The 12,541-nt window shown below is 62.1% G+C and carries 12 protein-coding genes and 1 pseudogene; 2 read left to right on the top strand and 11 right to left on the bottom strand.

The genetic code is table 11. From position 1 onward, the window contains the following. Window positions 1-8 precede the first annotated feature (8 nt). Complete coding sequence (locus OP496_RS14640) at window positions 9-938, bottom strand: MalM family protein (protein WP_280564444.1); 930 nt, start codon at window positions 936-938, stop codon at window positions 9-11. Between the two features lie 110 nt (window positions 939-1,048). Beyond that, a pseudogene (locus OP496_RS14635) lies at window positions 1,049-2,362 on the bottom strand (maltoporin). A 669-nt stretch (window positions 2,363-3,031) separates the two neighbouring features. Between OP496_RS14635 and OP496_RS14630 the strand changes: the two are divergent. Beyond that, entirely contained in the window at window positions 3,032-3,241 is a 210-nt protein-coding gene (locus OP496_RS14630) for a hypothetical protein (protein WP_280564443.1), read from the top strand. Window positions 3,242-3,400: 159 nt separating this feature from the next. Here OP496_RS14630 and OP496_RS14625 read toward each other — a convergent pair whose 3' ends face one another. Continuing rightward, complete coding sequence (locus OP496_RS14625) at window positions 3,401-4,315, bottom strand: nuclease-related domain-containing protein (protein WP_280564442.1); 915 nt, start codon at window positions 4,313-4,315, stop codon at window positions 3,401-3,403. Window positions 4,316-4,463: 148 nt separating this feature from the next. On the opposite strand from OP496_RS14625, the gene OP496_RS14620 reads away from it, so the two are divergent. Next, on the top strand, window positions 4,464-5,342 hold the full coding sequence (locus OP496_RS14620; protein ID WP_280564441.1) for an NAD-dependent protein deacetylase: 879 nt from the start codon (window positions 4,464-4,466) through the stop codon (window positions 5,340-5,342). 50 nt (window positions 5,343-5,392) lie between these two features. On the opposite strand, the gene OP496_RS14615 is transcribed toward OP496_RS14620, so the two are convergent. The 8 genes from OP496_RS14615 to OP496_RS14580 form a co-directional block, all read right to left on the bottom strand. Beyond that, the gene (locus OP496_RS14615) at window positions 5,393-5,797 is read right to left on the bottom strand and encodes a YbaY family lipoprotein (protein ID WP_280564440.1); all 405 of its coding nucleotides are present in this window, start codon (window positions 5,795-5,797) and stop codon (window positions 5,393-5,395) included. Between the two features lie 45 nt (window positions 5,798-5,842). Continuing rightward, a complete protein-coding gene (locus OP496_RS14610; RefSeq protein WP_280564439.1) occupies window positions 5,843-6,217 on the bottom strand; it encodes a translation initiation factor Sui1 in 375 nt (124 codons plus the stop codon). Between the two features lie 88 nt (window positions 6,218-6,305). Beyond that, window positions 6,306-6,983: an HAD family hydrolase gene (locus tag OP496_RS14605; RefSeq protein ID WP_280564438.1), complete on the bottom strand. Its 678-nt coding sequence runs from the start codon at window positions 6,981-6,983 to the stop codon at window positions 6,306-6,308. Between the two features lie 180 nt (window positions 6,984-7,163). Continuing rightward, window positions 7,164-8,471, bottom strand: a complete 1,308-nt coding sequence (locus tag OP496_RS14600) for a TRAP transporter large permease (protein ID WP_280564437.1) — start codon at window positions 8,469-8,471, stop codon at window positions 7,164-7,166. Continuing rightward, window positions 8,468-9,079 (bottom strand): TRAP transporter small permease, encoded by a 612-nt coding sequence (locus OP496_RS14595; RefSeq protein ID WP_280564436.1) that lies wholly within the window; start codon window positions 9,077-9,079, stop codon window positions 8,468-8,470. Before OP496_RS14595 ends, OP496_RS14600 begins: the two co-directional genes overlap by 4 nt. A 54-nt stretch (window positions 9,080-9,133) precedes the next feature. Continuing rightward, entirely contained in the window at window positions 9,134-10,147 is a 1,014-nt protein-coding gene (locus tag OP496_RS14590; protein ID WP_280564435.1) for a TRAP transporter substrate-binding protein, read from the bottom strand. A gap of 39 nt (window positions 10,148-10,186) precedes the next feature. Further along, a complete protein-coding gene (locus OP496_RS14585; protein WP_280564434.1) occupies window positions 10,187-11,290 on the bottom strand; it encodes a LacI family DNA-binding transcriptional regulator in 1,104 nt (367 codons plus the stop codon). A gap of 259 nt (window positions 11,291-11,549) precedes the next feature. After that, entirely contained in the window at window positions 11,550-12,308 is a 759-nt protein-coding gene (locus OP496_RS14580; protein WP_280564433.1) for an SDR family oxidoreductase, read from the bottom strand. Window positions 12,309-12,541: the final 233 nt, after the last annotated feature.

The following is a 12,541-nucleotide window of genomic DNA, read 5'->3' as shown; positions in this document are numbered from 1 at the left end:
TGGCGGGCTTACGGCGAGACGCTGCGCAGGCGCTCGGCTAGCCAGGCGCGAGTACCGCTGTTGCCTTCGCGCTCGGCGCGTTCGGCCAGTTGCATGGCCAGCTCGATGTCGTCGGCCTTGAGGGCGGCGTTGATCATCCGCCGATAATCGAAGTCGGGTGCGGAGGCATTGTCGCTATCGCCGCTTGACGGGGATGCCTGTTCGTCGCGCGCAGTGGCGGTATGGGTCTCTGTCGCACTGTCGGCGTGCGAGCGCGTGCCGAGAATCGGCGTCAGCAGGCTGCCGCTGGTCTTGCGGGATTCGTTCTCCAGGGTGACGTTGCCGGTGGCGGTGTGCTCGGCGATGGGGTCGGGCCCGGGGGGAAGCGCGAGACCGCGCACGCGGGCATAGACTTTTTCCGCGCTTTCATACTGCGTCGTGCCCTGGCGTGCGGCGTCGTTGCTGTAGACCACTAGGTAGGCGGCATCGGGGCCGGGGGTAATGTCGAAGGTAGCGCCCAGACGCGCACCGGCGAAACCGTTGGGGCTGAGGTAGTCGAATTTATCGCTGGCGACGCGCTGCGTGGGCTGAAAATCCTCATCGAGAACCAGCACCGTGGGGGCGAAAACCTGATCATTGGCGATGGTGCTGGTGAGCTTGAACGTCAGCGGCTCGCGCGTGCGTGGCAACTCGAACGCTTGGAAGTAGCTGGCCCCATCCGCGAAACGGTGCATCGGGGCCTGTGTGTCGAGCGTCAATGACTGTGACTCGCCGACCGCCAATGACTGATAAGGCAAGGCGGCAAGCGTACTGCAGCAGTCCGTGGCGCGCTCGAGCGCTTGCTGACTTTGCTCCGCCGGCGCCACGGATGTGTCGTCGTGGGGAACCAGCGAGGCACAGCCGGCCAGGCTGGTGAGGGCCAGTCCTGAAAGCAGGATGGCCAGATGGCGTTGTGGCATACGATGAACTCCCGAATGCGAAAAACGGCCCCGTCGCCGATGCGACGGAGCCTCAAGGATCGATACAGCTAACTAGCGTGTCGACGGTCGCTGTTGTGACCGCCGAGCGATCAACTGCCCCACCAGACCTCCATCTGGGCACCGAAGGTCAGGCCGTCGGTGTCGTTGAAGTCGACATTGTTGGGGCCGGCGCCAGCGTCCAATGCGTGTGCCTTGTGATAATCATCCTCATCATTTCGTTGTTGCTGGTAAGCATCGCCGTTCCACTTGGCATAGGTGGCGAACAAGCGAATGGTGGGACGCACCATGGCGCCGCGCCCGGCCGACCACTGCTGAGCGAGGGTCAGCTTGGTGACGTGATGATCGCCGTCGTCATAGCCGACGTCGCTTTGCGGCTCGATATGATCGTAACCGAGCTCTACGGCAGTGCTCATGATGTCGTTCCAGTAATACACCGGACGCACGCCGGCCGAGAACCACTTGCGGCCTGAGTCGTCATCCATATTCTTGTCTTCGTAGATAGCGGTGTAGAGCATGTCGAGCTTGTCCGGCACCAGCCAGACCTGGCCCCAGTCGAGCACGCGCCACATGTCGCCTTCCTGCTCGAGACTGCCCGAGCTCCGGCCGACGGCGTTGCCGTCACTGGTGATGATGCCGTCGGTGGCGTACTGCAGTGCCACGGTGTTGGAGCCACCGAACCAGTTCGACTGGGTATGCTCGATGGTGCCCATCCAGCCCTTGTCACCCTCGTCGTAGTCGACATCTGTCTCGTCGTCGTAATAGTCCTTCTTCCAGTCCGGTGTGGAGGCGCGGCCGTAGTCGACGCCTAGTTGCAGCGAGCCGCCGGGATTGGTGGGAATGTCCGTCAAGCGCACATCGATAGTGTCGTCGGAGAGCCGCTGGTTATCATCAGGTAGGTTGTCGCTATCCGAGCCAGAGCTTCTCACCCAGGCGAGGCTCAGGTTGCCGATCCCCATATCGATATCTGAGATACCCACGCCCGGGCCGGAAAGATCCCAGTAGTAGTAGTCGTTCATATGGATGTCGTGGCGCTTGTAGAAGCGCTTACCGGCCCACAGCGTAGAGCCCTCGGGCAGACCGCTGACGGCGTTGGTGCCGGTGACGTACATCTCGCGCAGGGCGATGTTGTTGCCGTCGTCCTTGAGCGATTCGTCGTCGTTGGCCTGCGAGGTGACGTAGGCGACGCGGCTGGCGAAGTCGAAACTCGTGCCTTACTGATCGAAAAGGTTGGCGCCCAGGCCCAGCTCGGCATAGGTTTCGCACTCGTTACCCAGGCGGTACTTGGCCGGCGCCCCTGCCGCCTTGAAGCAGGTCTGGCTGCCGCCGCCGGCGGTGGAACCGATCCCCGAACGCGCGTAGCCGAAGAAATTGGGGTTGATGTCGGCATGGGCCAGGGCCGGCATGACGCAGGAAGCGCCGATCAGGGCCGCGAGCAGTGGTCTGCGTGTGAACTGGCGTGAGTCTCTCATGAGATTTCCCTTGTAATGTTATTGGTCATGGTGACGTTGGATCGTCTAGTTGTTTGTGAAATGCGGTGGTTCGTGCGCGTCGCTCAGCGAGCCTAGAGGCTCGACGCCGAGGTCGTTGCGCGGGAGTATCGAGACCTCCTGAACGGTGAGTGAACGAGGTGGGCGTGTTCTGGCCCACGCGAAGCGGGTGCGCAGTGGTGTGTCGAAGGTATCGGCATGAGGTCCCCTTGTTGTTCTCGAAACGTTGTTGGTCTCGAAGCGCCGTTATGTTCTAGGCGCGATGGCTGAATGATGCCTGCGTCATTTACGACATTATTAGCATTATGTAGTAAGTTTTCATTTTGACTATGGTATAAACGCCACTAAAGTTTAATCTCTAAACTTAGTCATGAGCCCAAGCGCTGACTTATCAAGGAAATGGCGTTTTTTCGGCGTTTTTAGCTCTAACCGGCCAGTTAGTTCGTTCGATGTTTGGCTAATGGTGTTGAAAAGTTACAAAAAAAGAAGCGTTTGACTGGCAAACGCCGCGAAGCGGACTTTCCGGTAACGCTTCCCGGAAGCCTGTTATTTAGACGGTTAATTGGGGCACATGGGGATGGGCGCGTGAGCGAGTTTACCTGGCTGGATAGCGTCGTCTCGGTGGTGTACATCCTGCTCGTGGCGCTGATCGGCGCGCCAGGATGGGGCTTCGAAGCGGCTAGCTTCATGCTGTGGGCGCAGTCGCTCTCGCAGGTGCACGAGGATGATGTGCCGACTGCGTCACTGCGCTTGGCTGCGGCGTCTCCGTTCTCGGCGGTCGCGGTGACGCGATGATGGTTCTGGGAACGCATGATGGCACGACAGCATTGGCGAGTGACGCTGCGCGAGGTATCGCCGCGTGCGGTGATTCTTGCCCGTGCTCAAGAGTGCAGTGCTATGGGAACTGGGACAGTTGGCCGGAGCGCGCCAAAGCGACGCCTCGGCCTGAGCTGTTCAGGTAGTATCGCGAGAGGGGGTGCCGCGAGATTCGCCACGCTTCATCCGCTGATCGAGTGCCTGCACCACGCGCTGGTGTGTGTCGTCGCTCATGGGCTTGAGCGGGGTGCCGTCGAGTAGGGCGGCAAGCCCTTCGCCGTTGACGACCATCAATCCGTTGGGGGCTTGCTCGATCTCTATCTCCCAGCCGGGCAGGACCAGCACGCCTTGTACGGCGATATCGCCCAGGGAGTGACGAGCCAGCCATTGGCGGCACCAGCTCGCGGCCATCCGTGTGTGCGCCAGGGATTGACGTTCGCGCCAGCCGGGAAAGCGTAGGCGTTGCCCGGCCACTACCACCTGGGTACGGGCCTCGCCCATGATATCCAATGGTGGAGTACGGGCGCTTACCTCGACCACGAATATGCCATGCGGGGTCACTACGACATGGTCGATGGCGTCGCTGTCGGTGGGCACATCGTGGAACACGAAGTAGGGGTGCGCTTCCGGGCGGATCAGGCGCTCCAGCTCCTGACCCACGGCCAGCTCGCAGGCCAGGCCCAGCTTGAGGCGACGAATGCGCTGCACGTCACGAATCAAGCGAAAGCACAGCACCAATGCCAGCAAGGTGGTCAAAAGCCCGTAAAGCGCCCATTCCAGCCAACTGTGATGGCTGGCGAACAACATGCGTCCCATGCCGTAGACCAGCGGCGCCAGGGTGATGATGGGCCCCAGCGCGCCATCCAGGAAGAGTGCGGCATAGGCACGGTCGAGGCGGTCGCGTAGCGACTGTGCGGACTCGCGCAGTGTCCGCCCGTCATAGGGCGATACCAGCGCCCCGTCTTCCAGATGGCGCAGTGCCAGCACCACGAGCGCGGTGGCGCCGAGCGGGGCGAGAAAAATGATCGGCAGTACGTATTCCAGCCAAGCCATCACGGTCATCCTGGTCGAGAACGTGTTACATGAACGCCCATTCTAGCTAGCTTGCCGGGGATCGGCGATGCCGACGAGCGATGAGCGCTTGTCGCGATGCGGGACGCCAGTTGTATCATGGCGCATCGGCTTTGCCCGGGAGATCACGATGTCCGATTCCTCAGCGTCATTATTGGCGACCTTTCTTTCCCGTCATTCGCGGTTGTTCGTGCTCACCGGCGCCGGAATGAGTACCGATAGCGGCATTCCCGACTATCGCGATCAGCAGGGTGCTTGGAAACGCGCGCCGCCGATGACGCATCAGACGTTCATGCACAGTGACATCGCACGTCGACGCTACTGGGCGCGTAGCCTGGTGGGGTTTCAGGCGCTTTCGGAGGCGCGGCCTGGACGCGCGCATCGTGCGCTTGCCACGCTGGAGCGTGGCGGACGCATCGAGCAGTTGGTCACGCAGAATGTCGATGGACTCCACCAGCGCGCCGGATCGCGGCGTGTAATCGACCTGCATGGTCAGGCCGACGTGGTGCGCTGCATGCACTGCGGGGCGACCCAGATGCGCCATGCTGTGCACGCCGCCCTGGCGCGTATCAACCCCCATTGGACGGGCCAGGAGGCGAGTGTCGGGCCGGATGGCGATGCCGACTTGGCGCATGACGACTTCGGCGATTTTTCGTTGCCTTCATGCGCACGTTGCGGTGACGGTATCTTCAAACCCGATGTGGTGTTCTTCGGCGACAGCGTGCCACGCTCCCGTGTGGACGCGGCATTCGCGGCGCTTGAACGCGCCGATGCGATGCTAGTCGTAGGTTCGTCGCTGATGGTCTATTCGGGCTATCGCTTCGCGCGGCGAGCGGCCGAGCTGGGCAAGCCGATGGCCTGCATCAACATGGGGCGCACGCGCGCCGACGCGCTGTTCAGCCTCAAGGTCGAAGCGTCGGCGGGCGAGACGCTGGATGCCGCGCTGCGAACCATGGCCACGCCCCCTGCCGGCGAGGTCGTATCCCAGGCCCCGGCGGCTAGGACGTAGCCGAGTCGAATATCGCGGCGCGTCCGCTCCGCTCGTTTCCGCTCCACACACTAAGGTGAAGCGGGCTCCAGCGTCACGGTCGGTATGCTGCCGGTCTCGCCGTTGAAGACTTCGACGCGCTCACGGTTGAGATGCGTCAGGCGCCCTTGATCGCGAACCTCGGCCTGCAAAAAGTACGTATGCGCCGCCTTGATGGCGCCCTGGTCATATTGCAACGTGACCTCGGGCGCGGGGGTGTCGACGCGTGTATAGCGGCTTTCTGCCACGGTGGCATCGTCGCTATCCTTCAGCGTGACATCGAGAGAGGCATTGTTGGATAGCTTGGGCGGTTGATCGAAGACGACCCGAGCATCGAGCGTGTTGAAATCAGGGCCACTGGCACAGCCCGCGAGGCCAAGCAGCAACAAACCGGTAAATACGGCATGCAGGCTACGCGGCACGTTAGGCAAGGACATGAGAGCCTCCTCGCACAGGAAAAGGGAAAGCAGCCGACGGAGCGTTCAACCGCCCGCCAATTTGACACGATAGCCGCGCGCTTCCAGTTCTGCCTTGAGCGTTTCGCGCTGATCGCCTTGAATCTCGATGATGCTATCCTGGATGGCGCCGCCAGTGCCACAGCGCTGCTTGAGCGCCTTGGCCAGAGGCTTGAGCGCGTCGGCCTTGAGTGGCACGCCTTCTACCAGAGTCACGCCTTTGCCTTTGCGCCCCTTGGTCTCTCGGCGCAGGCGGACTGTCCCGTCGAGGCTTGCCAGGCGTTCTTCCTCTGCCGTTTCGGCACAGCGACATTCGACGAGCGGTTTCCGGCACTCGGGACAAACTTCGCCGTGTTCGGTGGAGTATACCCGTCCACGTAACTGGTCCTGCAGCGATGCCATGCGCGCCTCCTGAATCGATGTGTCGCGGACATCCATGATAACGCGCCATGGCGTGGGGCACGATATCGGTTGACGCCATCCGACGGGCTTAGTGAAGCACGGCTTCCAACTGTTCCAGTTGTGCCACGGCACTGGGGAGATCGCGCATGTCATGCAAGGCGATGGCGCCCTCGGGCGTGGTTTCGCGTTCAGGGAAGCGGTTGATGTGGATCGTGCGCATTCCCGCTGCCAGGCCGGCCGCGACGCCTACATCGGCATCGTCGATGACCACGCAGCGTTCGGGCGCAGCCCGCATCTCGCGCGCGGCATGCAGGAACAGCTCGGGGTCGGGTTTCCAGCGCTCGATGGTGTAGCCGCTATAGAGGCGATCGCCGAAGTAGGCGCGCAGGCCGGTGCTGTCGAGGGCGCGGCGAATCTTGTGTTCGGGGCCATTGGAGGCGACGCAACGTGGATGCTCGGTGAGCCTGTCGAGCGCCTCGCGGATCCCCGGAATTGGTTGCAACTCGGTGCTCATGCGCGTCTGCATGGTATAGCGCATCTCCGCCTCGGCGGCCTCTCGGGCGGCGTCGTCCAAGGCGCCGAAACGGCGCTCCAGCTCAGCGACGATGTTGGCGAATCTGACGCCTCGAAACTCTTCCATGTATTGGGGCGCGGCGAAGGGTAGTCCGGCACGGGTCAGGACATCGGCCATGACATTGGCGAGAAGGGGTTCGCTATCGACAAGGGTGCCATCGCAGTCGAACAACAGGCACAGCGGATGAGACATGGTGGAGCCTCGAGGGCTTAGTGGATGAAACCGTTCATTGTCCCAAATATGGGCAGGCGACGCCCAGTATTGAGAAAGCATACCGAGTTTGCGAACGGCGTTTTTTAAACGCTCTATAGAACTTTAGTTGCCCCCGGCCCTGATGGCAAGGCCGGGGCGACGTTCAAAGCGATTGCGTTGTTATACGAAATCCGGGACTAGCGCTTTAGGGATCATCAATATCAGTTCCGGATACACGATTAGAAGCGCAATAACAGCGATCATGACCGCGAGATAAAGCAGTGTTGTGCCAAGCGCCTTGAGCAGTGGGATGCCGCCGATCTTGGCTGAGATCATTAGGCATAAGCCATACGGTGGGGTGATCAGGCCGAGTCCCAGGGCCATGACGCTGATGACGCCGAATTGGACCGGGTGCACGCCCGCCTGCATGGCCAGCGGCTGGAAGATCGGCGCGAGGATCGCCATCGCGGGCAGAGAGTCCATGAAGGTGCCGATCAGCAACATGACGCTGGCCATGACAATGAGCAGCGTGGTCGGGTCGGTGATGTTGACCCCTTTCATCAGCGACGGCGGAATCTGATAGAAGCTGATCAGATAGCCGAATATCGCCGCACCGACCAGGCTGAATAGGGACAGCGAGCACAAGCGGACAGTTGAAGTCGAAGCCTCCATGACGTTCTTGAGCGTCAACTCGCGGTAGACCAGAAAACCCAGCACCAGGGCATAAAGCACCGCCATCACTGCCGCTTCAGTGGGGGTGACTATCCCTAGCGTGATGCCGCCGATGATTAACACAGGTATGCCCGCCGCGAGCAGGCCGTCCTTGCCTGAATGCATGAGTTGGGTAAGTGTCGCCCGACTTCGCACAGGCACCTGGTAGCGACGCACGTATCCCAGATTGAGCAGTAACTGTGCGAGCCCGATCATTACCCCGGGCAGGATCCCACCCAGGAACAAGCCGGCGATCGAAGTATTGGTCAACGCGCCCCACACGATCATGTTGATCGACGGTGGGATGACGATGCCCATGACCGACGACGCGGCCGTGACCGCCACTGCGAAATGCGCGGGATAGCCTTCCCGTTTCATGGCCGGAATCAGCACCGTTCCCACGCCGGCACTATCCGCCGTCGAGGAGCCGGATACGCCGGCGAACAGCATGCTGACCATGACGTTGACGTGGGCCAGGGCGCCCTTGAAATGCCCCACCAGATGCAGACACAGCGTGATCAGCCGATCGGTGATGCGCGCGGCGTTCATGAGGTTGCCGGCGAGCAAAAACAGGGGCACGGCGAGCAGAACGAACGAGTCCATGCCGTTGTACATGCGCTGGAACATGATCCAGGGCGTCAAGCGCGGATCGAGCATGATCACGGCGAAAGAGGTGAGCACCAGCGACATGGCGATCGGCACGCCGGCGACGATCAAGACCCCCAGCACGGCGAACAACAGCCAGGGCAGCAGGAACATCCAGTCCGTCGGCATCATCGTGAAGACTCCTTGCCGCCGGCGCGATGCTCGGGGGCGCTGAGCGAATCGGGGGGCGTCTCGGCGGTATCGGCCAGGGCCTCGTCGAGTTCGGAGGGCGTATCCAGCGCCTGCTCCATGGCCGGCTGTCCATGCAGGGCCGCATGTAGGAGCCGTTGTGCGGCGAACAGGATGATCAGGACGCCGCACACGCTGAACGTGACGTAAACCGCGATCATCGGCAGCTTGGAGGCCGTGGCGCTGCGGCGAAGCCCGGAGAGCGCGAAGTCCTTGCCGTAATAGACGAATACGACGCCGACCGCGAGGCAGGCCAGGTCACGGATAAGGCGCGTCGCGCGGTCGAGCCGGGAGCCGCGAGGAAAGGCTTCGAGGACGAAGTGGTCGGCATGCAGTACGCCGATGGCGGTGCCCAGCATGATCATCCACTGAAAGGCGAAGCGGCTGAACTCCTCGGTCCAGTATAGGCGCGGCAGCATGGGGAGGTTGCGGCTGACGATCTGATAGACGATGAACACGATGAAGGCCGCCAACAGCAACAGCAAGATAACGCCCAGCAGGCGCTCGAGCGCTCGGTTGAGCCGGGTGAGTCCGGTGAGCAGGGTGGGCATGGCGAAACCCTCGGCGACAGGGGCCGGGATGGGGCGTTCATCCCGGCCGGGGGATTATTCGACGTTGACGATCCGGTCATGAAGTTCGGTGAGGCCCATGTCATCGATCACCTTTTGCAGCGGCTCGGCGACGATCTCTTTCATGCGCTCACGATCCATGGGGTATAGCGTGGCGCCTTCTTCCTTGAGCGTCTCGAGCGCTTCGGCGTCCTGCTTGAGCTGTACCTTGCGAGCGTAGCTTGCAGATTCCTTGGCGGCGGCCATGACCGCGTCGCGCTGGCTATCGTCGAGGCGCTCCCAGGTCATTTGCGAGAGCGTCAGCAAGCGCACGGTGATGTCATGCTCGGAGAGCCCGATATGCGGTGCCACTTCATGAAAGCGCATGCGTTCTATCCACTCGGCTTCGTTGAGCAGACCGTCGATGGCACCAAGTTGTAGCCCGGTATAGATCTCCTTCCAGGCCATGACGGTGGGCTCGGTGCCCAAGGCTTTCCAGGCTGCGATCAATGGTTCGGTGGGGTTGGTGCGAAGCTTCATGCCTTTAAGATCGTCGAGGCTTTCCAATGGCCGTGTGCTGACGATCTGGCGCTTGCCGCCACCGAAGAAGGCCAGCACCTTGACGCCGGTGTCGTCTTCGATGCGGTCCGCGATGTCGCGGCCGACCTCACCATCGAGCACGTGGCGCCAGTGGGCTTCGTCGCGATACATGAACGGAATCGAGAACACGTTGGCGGTCTGCGAGAAATCCGTGATCAACCCGGGGTTGATGATCGACATGTCCAGCGCGCCGGCCATCTGCTGTTCGAACATCTCGGTTTCGTGGCCGAGCACGGAGTTGCCGAGGATGGTGACGGAGACATCGCCGTCGGTCTTGTCCTCGACCAGTTCCTTGAAGCGTTCGGCCCCGAGCTGATAGGCGGTGTCCTCGGTGCCGCCATGGCCGAAGCGCAGGTCCACGGCCTGGGCGCCACCGGCCAGTGTCATGCCGAGCGTCAGCGCGACAGCGCCGAGCGCGCGCTTGGCGAAGGGGCGGCGGGATGCGTTTGGATCGATCCAGTGCTGAGTCATGATGTCACCTCATTCATTGTTATGTCCGCTTTGGGCGGATCAGGCGTCGAGAGTGGCGTGTGGATATCGTCGGTACGATGTTTTCTCGGGAGTGGGAATTGGTGCGCATGAGTGGCGTACTTGCAGGCGTGGTGTAAGAACCACCTGCTCGCGCGCGCCGTCAGGATTGGCAATGCGCCGCATGGCGAGTCGCGCCGCCTCCTCGCCGATGGCGTAAGGATGGGTTGCGACGCTGGTTAGTGCGGGCATGCTCAGGGCGGCTTCTTCAATATCGTCGGTACCGACCACCGCACAGTCTTCGCCGGGAACCAGGCCCAGCCGTTGAAGCCCCAGCATGACCCCTAGAGCCATCAGGTCGTTGTGACAGATCACGGCCGTGGGGCGCGGGCTTTCTTGCATCAGGTGCTGCACGGCGTCGAAGCCGGCACGCCGCGTGACCGCGCCGCGTATCACGCGGTGCACATCATCGAGGCTGTGGGCACGCATGGCCTCGTGGTAGCCCCGGTGACGAGCCTGCGTGGCGGAGTGTCTAGCGTCGCCGCCGAGAAACACGATACGCCGATGGCCGAGCGTGACGAGATGATCCACGGCCTGGCGGACCCCGAGCTCGAAATCGGTACTGGCGTAGTCGAACGGGGGTGTGCCGATATGGCGCAACACCTGAACGCAAGGCATGTTCCAGTCCGCGAGTTGGGTGAGAAGCGCGGGATCGGTGCCTTCGGCGGGGCATAGCAGCAAACCGTCGACACGCTGCTCCCGCATGCGCTCCAGAAAGCGTTGCTGACGCTCGGGAGAGTCTTCGCTGTTGGCCAGGAACGAGACATAGTTCTCGCGGTGCAGGACTGAGTCAATGCCCGCCACCATGGCGCCGAAGAACGGGTTGGCGATGTCGTAGACCACCACGCCGAGGGTGAAGGTGCGGCTGGCGCGCAGCGCCGCCGCGCCACGGTTGTAGACGTAACCGAGGGCCTTGATGGAGGCTTGCACCCGTGTGCGCGTGGCGTCCGCCACCAAGGGACTGTCACGCAGCACCAGCGAGACCGTCGACCGCGACACACCGGCATGCGCGGCGATGTCCTGCAGAGTGACGCTTTGGCGCGCTCTCTCGCGTGAGGACGACGAGGTCTCGGGAAATCTGGCCATGACTGATATGCCTCGTTTTTGGATTGATCCAAATCTGTTGATCAGTCTAGAAGAGTCGTCGTGACGACCCCATTCACCTTTGGTCCAAATGCGACCAGAGTCGTAGGTAGCGGGGATTGTTGTCAGTGTCGAGAATGCCCACGTCGGTCTACGTGGGCGAGAGGGGGCAACTGCGTGGTGACGCCAAGCGCGTGGGTACAGGCGCGTGTCAAGCGGGCTGGTGGCTCAGCTTTCTTTAGTGGGTCTTTCAAGAACGTTATTAAAGCGATTGCCCACCGGTGAGTTCGATGCGTTCACCGTTGAGCCAGGCGAAATCGCTTGATAGTAGGCTCGCGACGGCGGCGCCGATGTCATCTGGCTTGGCCGTGCGCCCCAGTGGTGTGATCGAGCGGAAATGGGCGTTCAGTTCCGGATCGTCGCGGACCGCGCCGCCGGCGAAGTCGGTTTCCACGGCGCCGGGGGCGATGGCGTTGACCGTGATCCGACGCTCGCCGAGTTCCTTGGCCATGTAGCGTGTGGTCACCTCCAGTGCGCTCTTCATGGCCGAATAGGCGCAGTGGTTGTCCAGCACGAAGCGTGTCGCTGCGGTGGAGACGTTCAGGATGCGTCCGCCCCGAGCGATCATCGGCAGCAGGGCCTGGCTGAGCAGGAACGGCCCCTTGAAGTGGGTGCGATACAGGGCGTCGAGATCATCCTCGGCGGTCTCCTCGTAGGGGGCGAGAATGCCTGCACCGGCGTTGTGGACCACGGCGTCCAGCTCCGTACCACCGAAGATGTTTTCAAGCGTGTCCGTTACGTTGTCCTTGAATTCGGCGAAGGCGGTACTATCGCCGACGTCGAGTTCGAGCATCGCTGCCGTGCCACTGGCCGCCTCGATCTCACGTGCGACCGCCAGCGCTTCGTCGCGATGACTGCAGTAGGTGCCGATGATGCCGACACCGTTGGCGGCGAGGTGCAATGCCATGCTGCGACCGAGGCCTCGGCCGGCGCCGGTGATAAGGGCAATGCTGGAGGGCATGAGGTGGCTCCCGAGTCGAAAAGTGCGCGGCGCTGGGACCGCTGTCAGTGATCATTGACTGGGGGCGGGATACCAGGTTTCAAGCGTGCGTGCCGGGCATCGAAAACGCCCGCACCGAGAGGTGAACTGACCCCCGATTGTTGGACGGTTGGTTCCCTTAACCGGTGGCTATGGCCTGAGCCCTGTATTGCACGGGGCTCAGGCCTTTTAGTTTCTGCCTGATCCGGTGATGA

It is taken from the genome of Chromohalobacter sp. 48-RD10 (genome assembly GCF_029889785.1).
Taxonomy (GTDB): Bacteria; Pseudomonadota; Gammaproteobacteria; order Pseudomonadales; family Halomonadaceae; genus Chromohalobacter.
This window is presented reverse-complemented; position numbering and strand designations above follow the sequence as displayed.

What these genes read in the sequence shown, in the direction of transcription:
- OP496_RS14640 (WP_280564444.1), bottom strand. Translation starts at nt 938, where the DNA reads ATGCCACAACGCCATCTGGCCATCCTGCTTTCAGGACTGGCCCTCACC.
- OP496_RS14625 (WP_280564442.1), bottom strand. Translation starts at nt 4,315, where the DNA reads ATGGCTTGGCTGGAATACGTACTGCCGATCATTTTTCTCGCCCCGCTC.
- OP496_RS14620 (WP_280564441.1), top strand. Translation starts at nt 4,464, where the DNA reads ATGTCCGATTCCTCAGCGTCATTATTGGCGACCTTTCTTTCCCGTCAT.
- OP496_RS14615 (WP_280564440.1), bottom strand. Translation starts at nt 5,797, where the DNA reads ATGTCCTTGCCTAACGTGCCGCGTAGCCTGCATGCCGTATTTACCGGT.
- OP496_RS14610 (WP_280564439.1), bottom strand. Translation starts at nt 6,217, where the DNA reads ATGGCATCGCTGCAGGACCAGTTACGTGGACGGGTATACTCCACCGAA.
- OP496_RS14605 (WP_280564438.1), bottom strand. Translation starts at nt 6,983, where the DNA reads ATGTCTCATCCGCTGTGCCTGTTGTTCGACTGCGATGGCACCCTTGTC.
- OP496_RS14600 (WP_280564437.1), bottom strand. Translation starts at nt 8,471, where the DNA reads ATGATGCCGACGGACTGGATGTTCCTGCTGCCCTGGCTGTTGTTCGCC.
- OP496_RS14595 (WP_280564436.1), bottom strand. Translation starts at nt 9,079, where the DNA reads ATGCCCACCCTGCTCACCGGACTCACCCGGCTCAACCGAGCGCTCGAG.
- OP496_RS14590 (WP_280564435.1), bottom strand. Translation starts at nt 10,147, where the DNA reads ATGACTCAGCACTGGATCGATCCAAACGCATCCCGCCGCCCCTTCGCC.
- OP496_RS14585 (WP_280564434.1), bottom strand. Translation starts at nt 11,290, where the DNA reads ATGGCCAGATTTCCCGAGACCTCGTCGTCCTCACGCGAGAGAGCGCGC.
- OP496_RS14580 (WP_280564433.1), bottom strand. Translation starts at nt 12,308, where the DNA reads ATGCCCTCCAGCATTGCCCTTATCACCGGCGCCGGCCGAGGCCTCGGT.